Origin of the sequence: Catenuloplanes japonicus (genome assembly GCF_000717135.1) — a bacterium.
GTDB lineage: Bacteria > Actinomycetota > Actinomycetes > Mycobacteriales > Micromonosporaceae > Catenuloplanes > Catenuloplanes japonicus.
Genome location: NZ_JNXY01000030.1, coordinates 43,684 through 63,000, shown reverse-complemented (window position 1 = coordinate 63,000; position 19,317 = coordinate 43,684). Strand labels below are relative to the sequence as shown.

Below are 19,317 nucleotides of genomic sequence, written 5' to 3'. Positions count from 1 at the left end.
AACAACGGCCCCAAGAGCAGCGATCACGCGGGTACGGAACATCGTGCGGCCCTTCATCGAACGGAGACAGTCTGTGCGTGCGTATTGCGGGGAATCGGCAGACCGAGGTTGCCGCGGAGCGTCGTGTCCGCGTAACCGGTGCGGGCCACGCCGCGCTCGCGCAGGATCGGCAGCACCTCGTCGGTGAACCGGGCGAACTCGCTCGGCACCGTGACCATGACGTTCAGCCCGTCCAGCGCGCCCGCCTCGAACCAGCGCTGGATCTCGTCCGCCACGGTCAGCGCGGACCCGACGAACGGCGACCGCCGCACCTCGATCGTGGCCTGCACCACCTGCCGGAGCGTCAGCTCCCTCTCCCGCGCCAGCTTCTTGATCGCCTCGGCCTGCGTGCGGAAACTGCGGTCACCCAGGTTGCCCAGCTCCGGGAACGGCGCGTCCAGGTCATATTGCGTGAAGTCGTGCCAGCCGAACGGCCGCCCCAGCTCCTTCAGCGCACGGTGGAAGTCCTTGCCGCCGGAGATCGCGGCCTCCTTCGCGCGCGCCTCCTCGTCCGTGTCCGCGATGATCGGGCTGAAGCCGGGCACGATCAGGATCTGCTCCGGGTCGCGCCCCTTCGCGGCCGCGCGGGCCCGGATGTCCTTGGCGAACGCGACGCCCTGCTCCACGTTCTGCGCGTGTGTGAAGATCGCGTCCGCGATCGCCGCGCCCAGGTCCCGGCCCTCGTCGGAGTCACCGGCCTGGAAGATGACCGGCTGGCCCTGCGGCGAACGCTCGATGTTGAGCGGGCCGACGACCTGGAAGTACTCGCCGACGTGGTTCAGCGCGTGCAGCTTGGTGCGGTCGAAGAAGACGCCCGCCTCCCTGTCCCGCGGGAACGCGTCCTCCTCGTAGGAGTTCCACAGGCCCTGCACCACGCGGACGTGCTCGAGCGCGCGGCCGTACCGGGTGGCGTAGTCGTAGTGCTCCGTGCGCCCGTAGTTGCCCGCGGTGCCGCCGTCGCCGGTCGCCACCACGTTCCACCCGGCGCGGCCGCCGCTGATCAGGTCCAGCGAGGCCAGCCGGCGCGCAATGTTGAACGGGTCGTTGTAGCTGGTGGTGAGCGTGCCGACCAGGCCGATGTGCGTGGTGTGCACGGCCACGGCGGAGAGCAGCGTCAGCGGCTCCAGGCGGTTGAGGTAGTGGTGCGGCGAGTCCGGCGTGATGAACTGGCTGTCGACGATGAAGACGTGGTCGAAGCCGGCCGCCTCCGCCTGCTGGGCGCGGGCGATGTACCAGCGGATGTCGACGCTGGCGTCGCCCGGAATCTCCGGGCTGAGCCACGTGTGGTGCTGGCCGGGGCCGCCCACGCCGACGAGCACGGCGCCCAGTTTCAGGGTCCTGCGGGTCATGGTGATGCCTCTCATGGCGAGATCAGGGTGTGCGTCATCGCGGGCGCTCAGCGCCCTGCTCTTGAGACGTGAAGCCGGCTACCTTGCCGGGTCAAAGTGGAGAAAGCTCGGGATGCCTCTCGGGCGGCATCAGGTGAGCGATTTTCAACCTGTCGCCCGGGTGTAGACGGTCCGGGAGTGGTTGAAAAAAGCTCAACAACAGAGCGAGGCCGCGCTGCGTCCGTAGTCGACACAGCGGCGACTGGTCAGAACGGCCCTCTGTCCGCGGCTCATGCCCTTGAGTATTCGCAACCTGCCGCTGCGTGTCCAACGAAAGATCGTGATGGAAGCCATTACGGAACCTAATCTATTTCCTAGTAACCTGGTAGGCATGGGTCAGATTCTGGGTATCGCACCGCTGCGCAGCTTCGTCGCCGTCGCCGACTGCGGCGGATTCGCCCGCGCCGCGACATCGCTGCACCTCACGCAGTCCGCCGTGAGCCAGCACGTGCGCCGCCTGGAGACCACGCTCGGCCGCTCGCTGGTCGAGCGCGACGGCCGCGGCTCCCGCCTCACCGCGGACGGCACCGAGCTGCTGACCCGCGCCCGCCGCATCCTGGCGCTGCACGACGAGACGCTCCGCGCGTTCGGCGTGGAGACGGAGCGCACGCTGACCATCGGCTCCACCGAGCACGCGGCCGCGCAGCTGCTCCCGGCGCTGACCGCGTCGCTGGCCGCCACGTTCCCGGACCATCGCGTCCGGTTCCGCATCGACCGCGGGCAGCAGTTGCGCGCCGCGTTGCAGGACGGCCGGATCGACCTCGCACTGCTGCTCGGCCCGGCCGGAGAAGCTGATGCGCGTACCGTCGGGGAATTGCATTTGACCTGGTACTCCTCTCCGGACTGGACGCCGCCCGCGCAGGGCGACCCGATTCAACTGGTGGCGTTCGACGACCCGTGCGCGCTGCGCAGCCGGGCACTGGAGACGCTCGCCGCCCACGACCTGCCGGCCGAGGTCGGCTGCGAGGCCGCGCACCTGGCCGGCGTGCAGGCCGCGGTGCGCGCCGGGCTGGGCGTCGGATTGATGGCCACGTTCGGCCAGCGGCTGGACGGCCTGACCGCCCGCGACGACCTCCCGGCGCCGCAACCGCTCGCACTGTCCGTGTGGTCCCGCCGCGGCCTGCCCGCCGAGCTGTCCGACGGCGCCGCCGAGGCGCTGCTGACGCTGCTCAGGTGACGTTTCCGGTGACGCTTCAGGCGGCGTGACGCACGAAGGAGTAGCGGCCCGCGTGGTAGAGCAGCGGGGTGTCGGCCTCGTCCGCGCGGTGCTCGCCGTCGAGCGGGCTGGCCAGCACGATCGTGTGGTCGCCGGCCGTGACCCGCTCGACGACGCGACAGACGAGACGAGCAAGGACACCATCCAGCAGGGGTACGCCATCAGGCCCTTCCCGCCACGCGCCGTGCGCGGCCAGCCGGTCGATGCCGCGGGTGGCGAACGTGCGCGCCACCCCCTCCTGGTCGTGGCCCAGCACGTGCACCGCGACCGTGTCCGACGCGTTGATCGCGGGCCACGCGGACGCGCTCTTGGCCAGACAGAACGAGACCAGCGGCGGGTCCAGCGAGACCGACGTGAACGAGGTGGCGGTGAAGCCGGTGCCGGGCGCGGTGATGACCACCACGGCGGCGGCGTGCCGGCGGAGAAGCTGACGGAAGAGGTCGGGAGCGACGGCCACGGTCATGGAAAGCCTCCATGCTGGATCGATGCAACATTGAGGGCGACGGCTTCATCGCCGCCGCACCGGTCGCATGACTCCCGAGGTCAACGCGTTCCGGGTTGCTGCCTACGACAGTGCGCGGCGGTTCCTCATCCGTCAACACATGTCCCAAATCCTAGTAAGCCGATAGGTTTGGGTTGACACTGTGGCGCGTTGCACGCAAGGATCGCGACCATGAGCGACCCGTTCCACCAGCGGCTTCATCACATCGCCGCGGCCGGCCTCAGCGGCGACACGGCCCAGACGTCCGGCATGCGGCGCGTCGAGGCGATCAGCGGCAAGACCGTCGGCAGCAAGAACCTGTGGATGGGCCAGACGCACGTGGCCGCGCACACGTCCTCCGGCAACCACCACCACGGCGAGTCCGAGACCGCGATCTACATCGTGAGCGGCAACCCGTCGTTCGTGTTCCTCGACGACGAGCACGGCGAGATCCGGGTGGACACCAAACCGGGCGACTACATCTACGTGCCGCCGTGGGTGCCGCACCGCGAGGAGAACCCCGACCCGGAGAACGAGGCCGTGGTCGTCATCTCCCGCACCACGCAGGAGGCGATCGTGGTCAACGTGCCGGACCTCAAGTGGATCGGCCCGGTCGCGATCTCAGAGTCCTGACTCGTCGTCACCCAGCATCCGGCGCAGACCGGCATGCATGTTGACGACCTCGATCCGCGCGTCCAGAAACCCGCGGCGGTAGTCCCTGCCCGTCTCCGGATGCTCGGCGCGGCCGGCGTCACGACGCCCCTCCAGCGCATCGACGCGGCCGGCGTTGTAGGCCAGCAACGCGTCCTCCATAGCTTCCCCCCTCGTCCGGCGACGCCCGCCATCCTGCCGCACCGGATCAAGGCCACCACCCGGCATTTCGGCGCGTCCCCACTGACCGGACGACCCATCGGTGTCGCACAGCCGACACGCGGACCGACTCAGTGACGCAGGTACGGCACTTCTCGCCCGCTGTCCTCGAGCTGATTTATGACGGCCGTCCGCATGTTCCGGAGGATCCGCGCGTAACTGTCGGCGTTACCGAGGTGCTCCTCCGGGCTGAGCTGGTAGAACGGAGAAGAGTCATCGCTGTAGACGATGTCCGTGGTGGCCGACGTAGCGTGCGTGATCTCGTGCACCAGGGTCCCGAAAAGTTGCTCATAGTTACTTTCCTCGATGCGATGCTGCGACATTCGCATCCGGATTCCGGAGTAGCGCTCGGGAGTCTGCGGCTGAGTGGTTTCGAACCCGCCGTGAGCGGTCGGCGCAATCCGGCTGGCCCACGGGCCGAAACTATCTCTTTTCCAGTTCGCCAGATCCAGGATGTTCTTTTCGTCGCCACGGTTCCTCGCCGACAATTCCTCGGGGCTAAGATCTCCCGGCGTCGGCAGCCACCAGCCATCAGCCGGCCGGTACGCCAGACCCCAGACGGCCTTCTTCTCATCCTTCGGCATCTTGCCGATCTTGAGATCAGCGGCGGTGAACCAGTCCAGCGCCCGATCAAGCACATCACGGATTACCAGGAGCTGGCTGCGGAAATCCGGCTCACTCTGCCTGACTCCGAGACCGTGCAGAGCCGTGCGAAGAGCATCCGCCAGGCGCTCGGCCTCTCCCGTCGGGCCCTTTCCCGAGTTCGCGCTTTCGATCAAGACTTTAACCGAATCGGACGTGACCCGCAGAATTGTCTCCGCTTCCTCAACCAATCGGCCGATGAGAACGCGCCGTTCGCGATACATGTACTTCGCATCCGGTCGGTCGATAAGGATCCGCTGTCCGGTACGGTGTGACTTCATCTCCACGAGCCGGCTGTGCAGCGGAGTGATCTCCTTATGCGCCCAGTCGTCGTGCAGCGAATCAAGGTTGTATGACCAACCCTTTCCCGTCCGACTGCTGTCTCCGGTTTTCAGGAAGTGCGACGCTGCGCCTCCAATCAGGTTCGCGTACTGCGTCGCGTCCGGCTTGACGTTCGAGACCAGCTCGATCGTAAGAAGGGTTTTCGGGTCGGCGATGAGCCGATGCCAATCGTCGTTGTCCGCCAGGGCAGCGTCTTTGCGAAGTACGTCGAGGACGTCGTCCCACATGCCGTTCTCGGCATCCAGTCCGGAGAGCATGGCCTGCATCTCACCGGGCTCGACCCCGCCCACCTGGATCTGCCGCTGCACCGGAAGCAGACCACCCGGGCTCGCGTCCGCCGGAGCACTGTCCATGGGCTGAGGGCCGGCGGCGTTCGCCTCGGCCGCGCGCTCGAAGTGGTCGGCCGGGTCGCTGAGGTGCACGCCGGCGGTGGGGGTGCCGGCCACCGGGCCCTGCCGTTGCTGGATGACATGGGTGAGTTCGTGCGCCAGCGTGTCGCGGTCCGGGTTCGGCCCGTTGAGCACGATGTGCCGGCCTGACGTGTACGCACGGGCGCCCAGCATCGCCGCCGACACCCGCGCCGCCGCGTCGTCGTGCACGCGGACGTCGTCGAACGACGCGCCCATCCTGTGCTCCATGTCGCGCCGGACCGCGGCGTCGAGCGGGCGCCCGGGACCCCGCACGGCATCACGCACCAGACGGTCGGCGGCGCGCGGACCGAACGCGCCCTTGGCGACGAGATCGGCGAGGGAGAGCGCGCGTGGCGGCGAGGGCGCCCGGCCTTCGGCCGCCGGCCGCCCGGACGCGGCGGATCGCTCGCCCCCCGACCACGCGGTTTGCGGAACTTGCGCGAACATCAGCCACCGCCCTGTCCGTTCCGGTTACCGGCCGCATGTTACCGACCGAGAGTCCATAGTGGATATCCCATGCATCGCTGTCACGTTCCCTGCACCTGGGCCCGCCCTACCTAGGTCTGGTGGTCATACCGTCGCCGCGCGTGGCGGCCGCAGGCTTTCCGGCATGGAGAAACGACCCGAAACACCCGCGTTCGCCCATCCCGGCGACCGGCCGATGATCATCGGCGGCCAGCGTGTGGCAGCCGTCACCGGCGCCACGCTCCCGAACACCGACCCGGCCACCGAGGCCCCGCTCGCCACCGTCCCGCGTGGCGGCGCCGAGGACATCGACGCCGCCGTCCGGGCCGCCCGCGCCGCGTTCCTCGCCCCGTCGTGGTCCGGTATCACACCGGGCGAGCGCAGCCGCATCCTCATGCAGATCGCCACCGTGATCGAGCAGAACGGCGAGGAGCTGTCCCTGCTCGAATCCGTCAACATGGGCATGCCCGTGCAGCTCACCCGGCACCTGCCCGCCGGCGTCGCCGCCGCGTTCCGGCACGCCGCCGGCTGGCCGACCAAGCTCTACGGCCAGACCGCACCGACCGGCCCCGACCGGCTCGGCTACACCCGGCGCCAGCCAATCGGCGTGGTCGGCGTCATCTGGGGCTGGAACGGCCCGCTGTTCCAGCTCGCGCTCAAACTCCCGATCCTGCTGGCCACCGGCAACACCGCCGTCCTCAAGCCGCCGGAGACCGCCTCGCTCAGCACGCTGCGTTTCGTCGAACTGCTCGACAACACCGACCTGCCGCCCGGCGTGGTGAACGTGGTCACCGGCACCGGCGCAGAGGCCGGCGAGGCCTTGATCCACCACCCCGACGTCAACAAGATCAGTTTCACCGGCTCGACCCGTACCGGCCGCCACGTGCAGCAGGTCGCCGCCACCGGCATCAAGCGCGTCACGCTGGAGCTCGGCGGCAAGTCCCCCACCGTCATCTGCCCCGACGCGGACCTCAAGGCCGCCGCCTTCGGCGCCGCCACCGCATTCCTGCTCGGCAGCGGCCAGTCCTGCGTCGCCGGCACACGCATCCTGGTGCACGAGTCGATCCGCGACGAGTTCGCCTCACACCTGGAACAGGCCATGGCCATGTTCACCCCCGGCGACCCCCTCGACCCGGCAACGCTGATGGGCCCGCTCGCCTCCCAGCAGCACTTCGAGCGCGTAACCGGCTGGTTCGCCGTCGCGGGCGAGGAGGGCGCCACCATCCGTACCGGCGGCACACGACACGGCGAGCGCGGCTTCTTCGTCACCCCCACCCTGCTCGACGACGTCACCCCCGACATGCGCGTGGTCCGCGAGGAGATCTTCGGCCCCGTAGCCGCACTGATGTCCTACACCGACCTCGACGACGCGGTACGCGAGGCCAACAACACCGAGTACGGCCTGGCAGCATCGATCTGGACCCGCGACCTGAGCACCGCCCACCGCCTCGCCGCCCGGATCGACGCCGGCACAGTGTGGGTCAACACCTATGGAGAGATCACCGAGTCACTGCCGTTCGGCGGCTTCAAGCAGTCCGGCCTCGGCCGCGAGGGCGGCCTGGACGTGCTGGACGCCTACACGGAGACAAAATCGGTGCTGATCGCGATCTGAGCGGTTGAGCCCCAGGCTCAGCACACACTGCACGTCCGACCAGGGATACCCGCTCGACCTTCTTCTATATCCCGAGAACATCATTCCAATATCTGGGATGCAAGATCCTTGCGGCTCTGGTGGCCCTTTCCCGGCCCGAATAAGGGCCACCAGAGACGTAAGGATCTTGAACAGCCCCGACGCCCGCCCACGGGCGGGTCTTTTATCTTTTATGCGCAAGCAGCCACAGAGGTGACCGCCTGGCTGCCCCGTATGCCGTCGACCCGCCCGCAGGGGAGCAGATCATCGGCAGGGCCGCCACCAACGCACCCGGCGGCAAACAGCGTTACGCAAGCCTGAACCCGACCACGACGCTGACCGGCAGCAGCCCACCCTACGCAACCCTCAAAACCGGACCACCCACGGACCGCCGCCGATCAGCGAGAAGCGACCGCCCAAACGTGAGAACCGCGCTGCCGCCGCGCGACAGACCAAAGCTGGCGGCCCTGCCGATGATCTGCTCGGCTTGTCCCGGATCGACGGCAGACGGGGCAGACAGGCCACGCGAAACCCAGCCACCCACGGGTGTGGGGCATCGCAGTTGAAATTGCCTTTCCGCTGCCCCGGTGTCGGAGGCTCCCGCCGGAGGCAAAAACAGCAACCAGCCCACCCAACACAACCAATAACACGAAATATCGGGCGCGGCAGCGCCCGACGACCGAGCGCATGCTGGCGATGCCCTCCTCCCAGCGGCGCCCGCAACGTCGCGGCTCAACAACCGGGCCTGCCCACCACGGTCCGGTTCATCATCACCAACCCGACCACACCCCACCCGGCCACCCATACCAAGAGAGACGGGACCGCAACCCCGCCCAAAAAAGCCGATCAGGCCGCCGAACCGACAAGCATGACCTGAAGAAGAGCTGAGACCTGCCCGGTCAGTTCCGGAATGGTAGATCCACGGGCGGCGGTCATCTGTTCCAGGGGACCGTCGACGGAGAGCATGGCAAGACCAGCACAGATCGACCAGATCATGGTGACCAGCGGTGCCGGGTCCCCGGCCGGCGCACCCCCGGAAGCCTGGCAGGCAAGCACAGTCTCGGTAAGCAGCTGAATCGCCGCCTGCGCCAGCGCCTCCGTCGCCGGGTCCTTGGCCGGCTCAGAGAGCTCCGGCCGGTACATCAGCTGCGCATAGGCCGGATGGGCACGGGAGAAGCGCACATAGGTCTCGACCATCGCGCCGATGGCTTCGACAGGACTGCCAGCAGCGGCATGGGCGGCACGCGCCTCTTCGAGCAGCGCCGCATACCCGCGCGCCGCCACCGCGTTGAGCAGGGCGGCGCGGTCCTCGAAGTGATGATAGGGCGCCCCCGGACTGACGCCGGCCTCGCGCGCGACGCGCCGGAGGCTGACCGCACCGATTCCGTCGGACTCGATCAGCGCGATGGAAGCAGTGATCAGTTCCTCCCGTAGCGCGCCGTGGTGGTACGTAGCTCGTGACACGCGATCAAGCCTATCGGCCTTGACATCACCCCCCATTCTAAGCGATGTTTAGATTCTGAACACCGTTTAGATTGGACCACGAATGACACGAGTCCTCGTCACCGGCGCCAGCGGCTTCCTGGCCGGTCACTGCATCGCCGACCTGCGCACGCACGGTTACACGGTCCGCGGCACCGTCCGCGATCCGCACACGGCCGACGTCGGCCATCTGGACGGCATCCAGCTGTGCAAGGCCACGCTCGACGCCGACGACGGCTGGCGCGAGGCCGTCGACGGCTGCGACTACGTCCTGCACGTCGCCTCGCCGTTCCCGGCCACGATCCCCCGCGACGAGAACGAAGTGATCAGGCCGGCGGTCGACGGCACGCTGCGCGTGCTCAGAGCGGCAAAGGCAGCGGGGGTACGCCGTGTGGTGCTCACCTCGTCCGTCGCGGCCGTCTCCTACGGCCACCCGGAAGGCACGCTGCTCACCGAGCAGGACTGGTCGGACACGGCGGTCACCGACGCGTATCCGAAGAGCAAGACACTCGCGGAACGGTCCGCCTGGGAGTTCGCACGAGACACCGGATTGGAGCTGGTCACGATCCTGCCGGGGTCGATCTTCGGCCCGGTGCTGCACGGGAACGAGCGCACCACCTCGCTGGAGGCGATCCGTCAGCTGCTGGCCGGCGAGATCCCCGCGGTCCCCCGGATCGGCTGGTCCACGGTCGACGTCCGCGACCTGGCCACGGCACACCGGCTCGCGATGGAGACGCCGGGCGCGGCCGGGAAACGGTACATCTGCGCGGGACCGCACGCCTGGCTCGGCGACATCGCGGGCATCCTGGCGGAACGGCACCGGGTCGTCACGCGGCGGCTGCCGTACTGGCTGATGTGGGTGCTGGGTCGTTTTGATCCGACGATCCGGCTCGGGCTCACGTTCTACGGCCGGAGTCAGCACGTCAGCGCCAGCCGGGCCGTCGGCGAGCTCGGCTGGTCCATGCGCCCGCTGCGCGAGACGCTGCACGACGCGGCGGAGAGCATGATCCGGCACGGTGTGGTCGCGGCGCGCTGAGTTGCGGGCCTGCGGCAGGATCACGGGGGTGAAGGCCCTTCGGATTCTCCCGCTGATCGCCCTCCTGCTGCTGGCCGGCTGCGTGCGGGACGGGGAGGGACACCGCACCTGGACACTGTGGAGCCCCGGCGACCGGAGTGCGGACGACGCGCGCGGTGGGGAGCCGGTCCTGGAGCCTCCGGTCGTCCCGTCCCCGACGCCGCGGTGGACGCCGCCGATCGAGTGCTCGGCGGACGGGCTCCGGATGGAGTTCGGTGAGGGTGACGCCGCCATGGGCCTGCGTGTCAGCGCCGTCCGCCTGATCAACTGCGGCACCGAGCCCTACCGGGTCGACGGCGTGGCGCAGGTCCGCGCGCTCGACGAGGACCGGCAGCCGCTCGACGTGGCGATCCTGACCGACGTCGGCGAGATCTCCGCCGGCCTCGACGACCTCGCGACCACGCCCTCGACCTTCACGCTGGAGCCGGGCGGAACCGCGCACGCGCCCGTGGCCTGGCGCAACACGTACGACAACCCGGAGAATCCGCCGGTCGACGTCGTGTACCTGGAGGTTGCGCCCCGGCCGGGCAGCCCGGCGCTGATCGTCATGCCGCCGGGGCCGCTCGACCTGGGCAGCACCGGCCGCTTCGCGTTCGGCCCCTGGAAGCCGGCGGGCTGACGTGCGGTGGACCGACCGGTGGCGGGCGTGATCAGGAGCGGGTAGATGGTGCGTGGGAGCGCGCGGGCACGTCGTACCCGGGCATCGCGGTGTGTCCTTTCCACGAACAACCACCGCGACGGTACGAACGGGAGCGCGCCCACGGCGTACCCCCGCTGCTCTTGGTCGTCGATTTTCGGTCTTTCTCAGCCGAGCCGGGCGGCCAGCTCGTCCGCGACGCGCTGCCAGCCGCGACGGTCCTCGTCCGTCGGCTCGCCCTCGGCCGGGGCCGCGATCGTGGTGAACAGCGCGCTGCCGACCGTGGTGCCGGAGTAGTGGGCCAGTGTGTCCGCGGCGTGGTTGCGCACCAGGAACGCGGGGTCGCCGATCGCGGCCGTCACCGCGGCCACGGTCGGCGGCACCGGCGGGAAGTCGCGCAGCGCGATCGCCGCGTCCAGCCGCACGTACTCGGAATCGTCGCCCTGCAGCACGCTGATCAGCGACGATGCCCAGGACGGGTCGCCGGTCAGCGTGAACAGCGCCTCGGCCAGCCGGATCAGGAAGCGGCCGTCCGCGCGCTCGGCCGCGGACCGCAGCAGGCCGGCGGCGCCGGGCGGCGCGAGGTCCACCGTGGACAGATGACGGTAGGACTGGGCCGCGACCGGGTCCTGCTCGCGCAGGCCGAGCGCGAGCATCGCCGCGACCTCGTCCGGCGCGGTCCGCGCCCGCGGCTCCAGCTCCGCGAAGGACGCGCCGTCGTGCCACACGTCGAACGGCTCGCCGAAGATCTCCAGCGACCAGGCGGACCACTTCTCGTTCACGGGCGTCCTCCGGTGTCGAGGCTAGGCCAGGAGCTTCTCGCGCATGGTCTTGCCGGGGTTGAACTGGCCGACGATCTGCTGGCCGGTGGGGAGGTAGACGTCGATGGTGTTGTTGCGGCGCATCAGCTCACGGACCGGCTGCGGCAGCGGCGGCTCCTGCGGCATGGCGGAGCGCAGGTCGGTGGCGCAGACGATGAGGCGGTCCGCGAGCATGGCGGAGTCGGCGTCGACGCGGACGCGGCCGAACTCCCAGCCGCAGATGAGCAGGTCGAGCGCCTCGAACAGGTGGGTGAGCGTGGCGTACGAGTCGGTGACGTCGATGTAGCGGCCGGCGTTGCGCCCGATCGCGGTGGCCGCGGCCTGCACGTGGATGTACGGGTGGAAGCCGCACGGCAGCGCGAACAGCGGCCACTGCAGCGCGTTCCCGGCGTCGCGCCAGAGCGGCCGGTAGTTGCGGCGGTCGACGACCATCCGGTGGCCGGTGCGGCGGTAGAGGTCCGCGAGCTGGGCCGCGAGCGCGTCGTTGGCCGTGTCCGCGAACTCGCGCAGGATCGTGCCGGCCACGAGCAGCCCGTCGTCGCCCTGGAGGAACGGCGTGACACCGGCCGCCTGGTCCGGGTAGCGGCCCTGCACGTGCGCGCCGAAACCCTCCCGGATCTGCGCGAGCAGCGCGGCCTGCTGGCCCAGATCCTGCTGGACCTTCCGCTTACCCAGTCCGAAAAGTCGCATCTGCCCTCGTTTCGACCTACGTAAGCGAACCCGGTCATGCTAACGAAGATCATGCCGGACGCTCGCCGGAGGGCCGGGGCATACCACCGGGACCATGGTGAAATTGATTGATTGACACCCATCAACCCCGATGTGAGGGTACGACTCGGCGGCACACCCCGAGCCGCCGCCTCGCGGAAGGGATCCTTCATGCAGCTTCGACGGGCACTCGCCACGGCGGCCGCCGCGGTCTTCGCGGCGGTCCTGATAGGACAGCCGGCCTCCGCGGCGCCCGCGCCGCCCGGGAAAGCAGTGGCGCCGGCGCCTGCCGCCCTTGCCACCACGCTGGCGTCCACCATCTCGCTCAGCAACTGCTCGGCGTCGCTGGTGCGCTACCCCACCTCGGTCAGCACGGACCGGGCCATGATGCTGACGAACGGGCACTGCTACGAGCGCGGCTTCATCAGCGCCGGCACCGTGCTGCGCAACGTCGCCAGCACCCGCTCCGGCACGCTGCTCAACGCGTCCGGCGGCGCGCTCGGCACCGTCCGCGCGGACCTGGTGCTCTACGCCACGATGACCGGGACCGACGTCACGCTCTACCGGCTGAACACCACGTTCGCGTCGCTGCAGAGCCAGTACGGCGCCACCGCGCTCACGCTCTCCGCGAGCCACCCCAGCGCCGGCACCTCGATGTCGATCCCGTCCGGCTACTGGAAGCGCATCTGGAACTGCTCCATCGACGGCTTCGTGCCCACGCTGCGTGAGGACGAGTGGTCGTGGACGGACTCGATCCGCTACAACGACGGCTGCGACACGATCGGCGGAACGTCCGGCTCCCCCATCGTGGACGCGACGTCCGGTCAGGTGGTCGGCATCAACAACACCGGCAACGAGGACGGCGGGCGCTGCACGCTCAACAACCCGTGTGAGGTTTCGGCGAACGGCACGATAACGGTGCTTGCCGGGCGGGGGTACGGCGAGCAGACGTACTGGTTCACCACGTGCCTGACCTCGGCACGCGTCATCGACCTGACCATCTCGGGCTGCCTGCTGCCACGCTGACCGCCACGGGCGGCCGGGTGTTCCCGGTCGCCCGTTCCGGCGAAAGATGCGGAAGATCCAGGAAACCGTGCTACGGTTCAACCCGTTGCAGTTTTGATTTCCGTAGACGTTGTGTTGCATGAATGACAGCGCCTGTTGGGTATCCGGACCCATCTAGGCGCTTTTTTCATATTCGTCTTTTCCGGACGGGCGATCAAACGCGGCAACGAGAGGTTCGCGCAGTGCGGACCTCCCACAGCTCGCGAAGGAGAAGACATGGCCACCGGCACCGTCAAGTGGTTCAACGCGGACAAGGGCTTCGGCTTCATCGTTCAGGATGAGGGTGGCGCCGACGTGTTCGCCCACTTCTCGGCGATCGCCTCCAGCGGTTTCCGCAGCCTGGAGGAGAACCAGCGGGTCGAGTTCGACATCACCCCTGGCCAGAAGGGCCCGCAGGCGGCCAACATCCGCCCGCTCTGATTTTCGTCCGGGTGGCGGCGTAACCGATTCGGTGCGCCGCCACCCGGGTTTTTCTCTGCCATATCACCTCGGTTCGTTTCCATCGATGCCTCGTGTCACGGTGCGGCGCGCGCCGTTTCCAGAAAGGCATCGGCAGACATATGACCGCTGGTACCGTCTCCCCCTCCCGGCGTGGCCGCAGACGCCCGCCGAGGAAGCCCGCAGAGGCTTCACTTCCCCCCGCGCCGACCACGGCGATGCCCACCGGCGCCGGCACGTTCGCCGAGCTGCCGCTGGCCCCTGGTCTGGCGAAGGCGTTGCACCGTAACGGCCTCACCACGCCGTTCCCCATACAGACTGCCGTGCTGGCCGACGCGCTGGCCGGACGGGACGTGCTCGGTCGCGGCCGCACCGGTTCCGGCAAGACGCTCGCGTTCGGACTTCCGCTGCTCACGCTGCTCGCCGGCAAGAGGGCCGCGAGCAAGGCGCCGCTGGCGCTGATCCTGGCACCGACCCGCGAGCTCGCCCAGCAGGTGACCGCGTCGCTGACGCCGTACGCGACCGCGCTCCGGCTGCGGATGGCCACCGTGGTCGGCGGCCTCTCCGCCACCGCGCAGGCGCAGACGCTCGCCCGCGGCGCCGAGATCGTGGTCGCCACCCCCGGTCGCCTCGCCGACCTGGTCAAGGCCGGTCAGTGCCGCCTGGACCAGATCACCACGACCGTGATCGACGAGGCCGACCAGATGTCCGACATCGGGTTCCTGCCGCAGGTCAGCGCGCTGCTCGACCAGACCCCGAGGAACGGGCAGCGCATGCTGTTCTCCGCCACGCTGGACAAGGCCGTCGACCGGCTCGTCCGGCGGTTCCTGCACGACCCGGTCACGCACGGCGTCGACCCGCCGACCGGCAGCGTCACCACGATGCGTCATCACCTGCTCGAGGTGGCCGCCGGTGACAAGCTGGCGATCGCGGCCGACATCGCCGCGCGCAACCCGCGGTCCATCATGTTCGTCGCCACCAAGCGTGCGGCGGACCGGCTGGCCACCCGGCTCAGCGCCACCGGCCTTCCCGCCGTCGCGCTCCACGGTGGACGGTCGCAGAACCAGCGCACGCGCGCGCTGGAGCAGTTCCGCACCGGCACGGCCACGGTCCTGGTCGCGACGAACGTGGCGGCGCGCGGCATCCACATCGACGAGCTCGACCTGGTCGTCAACGTGGACCCGCCGGCCGACGGCAAGGACTACCTGCACCGCGGCGGGCGTACCGCGCGGGCCGGCCGGTCCGGCACCGTCTTCACGCTGGTCTTCCCGGAGCAGCGCCGCGAGGTGCACCGGCTGCTCACCAAGGCCGGCATCCGGCCGGACATGACCGCGGTCACGCCCGGTCACCCGGCACTGATTCCCGCTTAAGATCAACAACGCCACGGGGGTACGAGCGCGCGCTCGTACCCCCGTGGCGTTGTTTTTCAGGCTGTTACGGCCGTGCGGCGGCGTACCAGCGGCGTGAGCAGCGAGTCCACGCTGACCCGGCCGGCGCCGACCGCGGCGAGCATCAGCGCGCCGACGCCGAGGACCAGCACCAGCTCCGCGCCGCCCGCGTCCACGAAGATGCCGTTCCCGGCGTGGACGAAGACGTAGGCGCCGAGCATGTTCAGCGCCAGCAGCACGCCGACGACCGGCGTGAGCAGGCCGAGGATCAGCGCGACGCCGCCGCCGACCTCGAGCAGCGCGGCGAACCAGGCGGCCGCGGTCGGCAGCGGGATGCCGACGCTGCCGAAGAATCCGGCGGTGCCGTCCACGCCGTTGGTGACCAGCTTCTGCCAGCCGTGTGCGATGAAGACCGCGCCGATGCCGATGCGGGCGACGAGAATCGCGAGATCGCGGGCCAGGGTCATCAGGGCTCCCGTTCTGGTTGAGCGTTCAACTTTCCGTCCGCCAGAACGTTAGCGGGATCGATGCCCGAAAGCCCGCGATCGTGATTTATCCCCGCACGGGGAACCAAATCCGGCGCTAATGCCTTTGGAGCAGATCCTCGATGCCGGACAGCAGCGTGTCCGCGACGTCGCCGGAGCCGGACAGGCAGCCGGACGCCATCGCGCCGTCCCGCAGCATCACGAAACGGCGGGCCAGCAACGCGGAATCCACGTCCGGCACGCGCACGAACAGCGCGGTGACCGTGTCCAGGAACCACTGCCGGTGCGCGAGGACGGCCCGGTGCACCGGGTGCGCCGGGTCGGGATATTCGGCGACGGCGTTGAGGAACGCGCAGCCGCGGAAACCGGGCCGCCCGATGTCGCCGGCGATCCCCCGTCCTATCCCGCGCAGCACCTCGACCGGCGGCAGACCGCTGGCCAGCACCGTCTCGACATGGCCGCGAATGGCGTGGTCGGCCTCGTTGAGGTAGGCCACGACCAGATCCTCCTTGCCGGGAAAGTGCCGGTAGAGCGTGGCGCGGGTGATCTGCGCCTCCGCCACGATCCGGTCGATGCCGACGGAGTGGATGCCCTCGGCGTAGAAGATCCGGGTCGCGGTGGCGAGCAGCCGGGCCCGCGCTTCGGACGTCCTGGGTTCGCTCATGATCCCATCGTAGCGGATAGAACGTTCGGTCTTGGTGTCTCGCGCGGGCCCGGACGGCCCGCCACGCTCGCGGGGCCCGTCGATGCACCGCTCAGGGCGTGATCAACGGGCGCTCCACGCCCGAAATTTCGTGAAATAGCAGGCTGCTATGCCTTACCGACGACCATCCCAGCGATCCTCATGACGAGCCATCTCCAGCGAGCGGCGACTGCGCCACCCATGGCGTTCCAGGTCCGGCACGTCGTGCAGGTGGGTGACCGGCCCCAGGCACAGCCAGGCGACCGGGCGGATCCCGGCCGGAATGCCGAGCAGCCCCCGGAGGAAGTCCTCGCGGTAGAAGGACACCCAGCCGACGCCCAGGCGCTCCGCGGTCGCGGCCAGCCACAGGTTCTGGATGGCCAGGCAGGACGAGTAGAGCCCGGCGTCCGCGATCGCATGCCGGCCCAGCACCCCCGGCCCGCCGCGCTCCGGGTCGTAGGTGACCACGACCGACAGCGTCGACTCCAGCACCCCGTCGATCCTGATCCGGGCGAACCGGGCCGCCGCCTCCGCGTCCAGCGTGGCCGCGAAGACCTCGCGCTCCTCCCGCACGTGCGCGTGGAACGTCTCGCGCAGTCGCCGATCGCGCACCACCACGAAGTCCCACGGCTGGGACAGCCCCACGCTCGGCGCCGCGTGCGCCGCCGTCAGAATCCGGTCCAGCGTGTCGTCCGGCACCGGCTCCCCGGTGAACTCGCCGCGCACGTCCCGGCGGCGGTGGATGATCTCGTACAGGTCATGACCCATGGCAGGCTCCCGCTGCGCTCCGGCCCCGGGCATGCCGGGGCCACCTCAGCGCGAGGCCGGTCTTCGGACTCCCGGATCGTCACCTCACCGCCCGCCTTCCCAGCCGTCACCGGCCAGTGGCTGCGCTCTCACGCATGGGCGGCAGCTCCCCGGTCACCGCGGCGGGCCCGTGCCGGACTCCCACCGGCTTCCCAGATTCTCCTCACCCGCGAACGGGCCGAGGCACCTCGCAACAGTTCGTGCCACCCGGCAGCCTACGTCAGGATCACCAACTGCCGGGTGGCGCGTGTCATCGCGACGTAGCGGTCCACCGGGGGCCACGACTGGGGGTCGATCAGCACGACGAGGTCGAACTCGAGGCCCTTGGCCAGCTCCGGCGTCAATGCGCGCACCCGGTCCGTACCGTCGAATGCGGGGTGTCCGATGACGCAGGCGACGCCGTCGTCGTGCAGGTGGGCGGACAGGACCAGATCAAGATCTTCGACCTTGGCGTGTACGACCGGGAGCCCGCTGCTGCGGATCGAGGACGGCACGTTCGCGTCCGGGAGCGCGGCGCGGATGATCGGCTCCGCCTCCGCCATGACCTCGGCGGGTGTGCGGTAATTGACGGTCAGCGACGACAGCCTGATGCTGTCGAGGCCGATCCGGGTCAGCCGTTCCTGCCACGACTCGGGGAACGGGCGGCGGGCCTGCGCGCGGTCGCCCACGATCGTCAGGCTGCGGGACGGGCAGCGCAGCAGCAGCATCTGCCACTCCGCGTCCGTCAGCTCCTGTGCCTCGTCCACCACGATGTGCGCGAACGGGCCGGCCAGCGCGTCCGGCTGGGCGTCGGGCAGCACGTCCTCGTTGACCAGCACGTCGTGCAGGTCCTTCTGGACCAGCATCTTCATCAGGCCCTCGCCGTCGTCGTAGGCGGACGAGTCGATCAGGTCGTCGATGACCGTGGCCATCCGCGCCCGCTGGGTGGCGACCGCGGCCTGGCGTTGCCGCTGCCGCTGGTCCGTCCCCGCGTCGCCGAGCCGTTGCCGGGCCGCGTCCAGCAGCGGCAGGTCGGCGGTGGTCCACGGGCCCTTCCTCTGCAGCTTCCGGACCTCGTCCGCGGTCAGGTGCGGCGCGCATCGGCGCAGGTAGGCCGGGACCGACCAGAGGTCGGCGATCAGGTCGGCGGCGTCGAGCATCGGCCAGGCGCGCAGCAGCGTCTCCCGGTCGCGGCGGCGCTCGTCGGCGTCCGCGTCGTCCCGGATCGCGATCAGCTCCTCCCAGATCAGCTCTCGGGCCTCGTTGTGCGGCGTGCCGGCCGCCGCGGCAAAGGCCTCCGCCCAATCGTTCGTGTCCGGCGGCGCCTCGTAGAACCGGACGGCGGCCTCGACCGCGTCGACCATGTCCTTCGAGGACTTGAGGCGCGCGACCTCCGGGTCTTCTTCGACGACGGCCGTCGCGCCCTCCGGGACGAGGTCGCGCAGCGTGCAGGTCTGGACGTCGTCCTCGCCGAGGCTGGGGAGCACGTCGGACACGTACGCGAGGTAGGGCTCGTGCGGGCCGACGAACAGCACGCCGCCGCGCCGCCGGCCGAGGCCGAGCCGTGGGTCGCTGTAGAGCAGGTAGGCGGTGCGGTGCAGCGCGACCACGGTCTTCCCGGTGCCCGGCCCGCCGTCCACCACGAGCGCGCCGCGTGATCCGGCCCGGATGATCGCGTCCTGGTCGGCCTGGATCGTGCCCAGCACGTCGCGCATCCGGTCGGAGCGGGAACCGCCGAGGCCGGCGATGAACGCGGACTGGTCGTCCAGAGCGGCGTGGCCCTCCAGTCCCTCCGCGGTGAAGACCTCGTCCCAGTAGTCGGTGATCCGGCCCCGCGTCCACCGGTAGCGGCGGCGGCTGGCCAGGCCCATCGGGTCCTTGTGCGTACCGCCGAAGAACGGCTCCGCGGCCGGGGACCGCCAGTCGGTGAGCAGGCGTCTTCCCTCGCTGTCGGTCAGGCCGAGACGTCCGATGTAGACGGCCTCACCGGTGACCGCGTCGATCATCCGGCCCAGGCACAGGTCCAGGCTGTAGCGGCGCAACGTCCGCAGCCTGGCCGCGAGCCGTTTGGCCTCCTCGTCCCGCTCCACCGCCTGCCGTCCGCGGCCCGCCGCGTTCTTCCGCACCGCGTTCAGCCGGTCGGACAGATCCTCGATCTGCGCGCGCGTCGACGCCGCCATGGCCGCGAAGTGCCGCTCGTCGTCCGCGATCAGCGTGGGATCCGTCTTCGCCTGCTCACGAAGATCGAAAACGCTGGTGGTTTGCAT

The 19,317-nt window shown here is 69.7% G+C and carries 19 protein-coding genes and 1 riboswitch; of the genes, 8 read left to right on the top strand and 11 right to left on the bottom strand.

The features are described 5' to 3' along the window. Positions 1–53: 53 nt before the first annotated feature. Entirely contained in the window at positions 54–1,388 is a 1,335-nt protein-coding gene (locus OP04_RS35645; RefSeq protein WP_033344381.1) for an LLM class flavin-dependent oxidoreductase, read from the bottom strand. Positions 1,389–1,758: 370 nt separating this feature from the next. Between OP04_RS35645 and OP04_RS35640 the strand changes: the two genes are divergently transcribed. After that, positions 1,759–2,604, top strand: coding sequence for a LysR substrate-binding domain-containing protein (locus OP04_RS35640; protein WP_033344350.1), 846 nt, complete (start codon positions 1,759–1,761; stop codon positions 2,602–2,604). Positions 2,605–2,620: 16 nt separating this feature from the next. On the opposite strand, the gene OP04_RS35635 is transcribed toward OP04_RS35640, so the two are convergent. Next, positions 2,621–3,106 (bottom strand): flavin reductase family protein, encoded by a 486-nt coding sequence (locus OP04_RS35635; protein WP_033344349.1) that lies wholly within the window; start codon positions 3,104–3,106, stop codon positions 2,621–2,623. A gap of 210 nt (positions 3,107–3,316) precedes the next feature. Here OP04_RS35635 and OP04_RS35630 point away from each other — a divergent pair, with 210 nt between their 5' ends. After that, on the top strand, positions 3,317–3,757 hold the full coding sequence (locus tag OP04_RS35630) for a cupin domain-containing protein (protein WP_033344348.1): 441 nt from the start codon (positions 3,317–3,319) through the stop codon (positions 3,755–3,757). Here OP04_RS35630 and OP04_RS35625 read toward each other — a convergent pair. Together OP04_RS35625 and OP04_RS50490 are read right to left on the bottom strand one after the other, a co-directional pair. Beyond that, entirely contained in the window at positions 3,746–3,937 is a 192-nt protein-coding gene (locus OP04_RS35625; RefSeq protein WP_033344347.1) for a hypothetical protein, read from the bottom strand. The genes OP04_RS35630 and OP04_RS35625 overlap by 12 nt on opposite strands. 128 nt (positions 3,938–4,065) lie before the next feature. Further along, entirely contained in the window at positions 4,066–5,835 is a 1,770-nt protein-coding gene (locus OP04_RS50490) for an eCIS core domain-containing protein (RefSeq protein WP_051799599.1), read from the bottom strand. A gap of 163 nt (positions 5,836–5,998) precedes the next feature. Between OP04_RS50490 and OP04_RS35615 the strand changes: the two genes are divergently transcribed. Further along, positions 5,999–7,465, top strand: coding sequence for an aldehyde dehydrogenase family protein (locus OP04_RS35615; RefSeq protein WP_051799598.1), 1,467 nt, complete (start codon positions 5,999–6,001; stop codon positions 7,463–7,465). A gap of 864 nt (positions 7,466–8,329) precedes the next feature. On the opposite strand, the gene OP04_RS35610 is transcribed toward OP04_RS35615, so the two are convergent. Next, the gene (locus tag OP04_RS35610) at positions 8,330–8,947 is read right to left on the bottom strand and encodes a TetR/AcrR family transcriptional regulator (RefSeq protein WP_033344345.1); all 618 of its coding nucleotides are present in this window, start codon (positions 8,945–8,947) and stop codon (positions 8,330–8,332) included. Positions 8,948–9,029: 82 nt separating this feature from the next. On the opposite strand from OP04_RS35610, the gene OP04_RS35605 reads away from it, so the two are divergent. Continuing rightward, complete coding sequence (locus tag OP04_RS35605; RefSeq protein ID WP_033344344.1) at positions 9,030–10,001, top strand: SDR family oxidoreductase; 972 nt, start codon at positions 9,030–9,032, stop codon at positions 9,999–10,001. A gap of 28 nt (positions 10,002–10,029) precedes the next feature. Continuing rightward, positions 10,030–10,659, top strand: a complete 630-nt coding sequence (locus tag OP04_RS35600; RefSeq protein WP_051799597.1) for a DUF4232 domain-containing protein — start codon at positions 10,030–10,032, stop codon at positions 10,657–10,659. 185 nt (positions 10,660–10,844) lie between these two features. On the opposite strand, the gene OP04_RS35595 is transcribed toward OP04_RS35600, so the two are convergent. Next, a complete protein-coding gene (locus OP04_RS35595; RefSeq protein WP_033344343.1) occupies positions 10,845–11,459 on the bottom strand; it encodes a HEAT repeat domain-containing protein in 615 nt (204 codons plus the stop codon). A 21-nt stretch (positions 11,460–11,480) separates the two neighbouring features. After that, positions 11,481–12,188, bottom strand: a complete 708-nt coding sequence (locus OP04_RS35590; RefSeq protein ID WP_033344342.1) for a hypothetical protein — start codon at positions 12,186–12,188, stop codon at positions 11,481–11,483. 189 nt (positions 12,189–12,377) lie between these two features. On the opposite strand from OP04_RS35590, the gene OP04_RS35585 reads away from it, so the two are divergent. From OP04_RS35585 to OP04_RS35575, 3 genes are all read left to right on the top strand, one after another. Beyond that, on the top strand, positions 12,378–13,232 hold the full coding sequence (locus OP04_RS35585; protein ID WP_033344341.1) for a S1 family peptidase: 855 nt from the start codon (positions 12,378–12,380) through the stop codon (positions 13,230–13,232). Positions 13,233–13,487: 255 nt separating this feature from the next. Further along, complete coding sequence (locus OP04_RS35580; RefSeq protein ID WP_033344340.1) at positions 13,488–13,691, top strand: cold-shock protein; 204 nt, start codon at positions 13,488–13,490, stop codon at positions 13,689–13,691. Positions 13,692–13,927: 236 nt separating this feature from the next. Continuing rightward, positions 13,928–15,079 carry a DEAD/DEAH box helicase gene (locus tag OP04_RS35575; protein WP_051799596.1) on the top strand — a complete coding sequence of 384 codons (1,152 nt, stop codon included), beginning with the start codon at positions 13,928–13,930 and terminating at the stop codon, positions 15,077–15,079. A gap of 56 nt (positions 15,080–15,135) precedes the next feature. On the opposite strand, the gene OP04_RS35570 is transcribed toward OP04_RS35575, so the two are convergent. The 4 genes from OP04_RS35570 to helR all read right to left on the bottom strand — a co-directional run bounded on the left by OP04_RS35570 (position 15,136) and on the right by helR (position 19,317). Further along, positions 15,136–15,564 (bottom strand): DoxX family protein, encoded by a 429-nt coding sequence (locus OP04_RS35570; protein ID WP_033344339.1) that lies wholly within the window; start codon positions 15,562–15,564, stop codon positions 15,136–15,138. Between the two features lie 115 nt (positions 15,565–15,679). Beyond that, the gene (locus tag OP04_RS35565) at positions 15,680–16,246 is read right to left on the bottom strand and encodes a TetR/AcrR family transcriptional regulator (RefSeq protein ID WP_033344338.1); all 567 of its coding nucleotides are present in this window, start codon (positions 16,244–16,246) and stop codon (positions 15,680–15,682) included. 153 nt (positions 16,247–16,399) lie between these two features. Continuing rightward, entirely contained in the window at positions 16,400–17,032 is a 633-nt protein-coding gene (gene bluB, locus OP04_RS35560; RefSeq protein WP_033344337.1) for a 5,6-dimethylbenzimidazole synthase, read from the bottom strand. 37 nt (positions 17,033–17,069) lie between these two features. Continuing rightward, positions 17,070–17,277, bottom strand: a riboswitch (cobalamin riboswitch). Between the two features lie 9 nt (positions 17,278–17,286). After that, the gene (gene helR / locus OP04_RS35555; protein WP_033344336.1) at positions 17,287–19,317 is read right to left on the bottom strand and encodes an RNA polymerase recycling motor ATPase HelR; all 2,031 of its coding nucleotides are present in this window, start codon (positions 19,315–19,317) and stop codon (positions 17,287–17,289) included.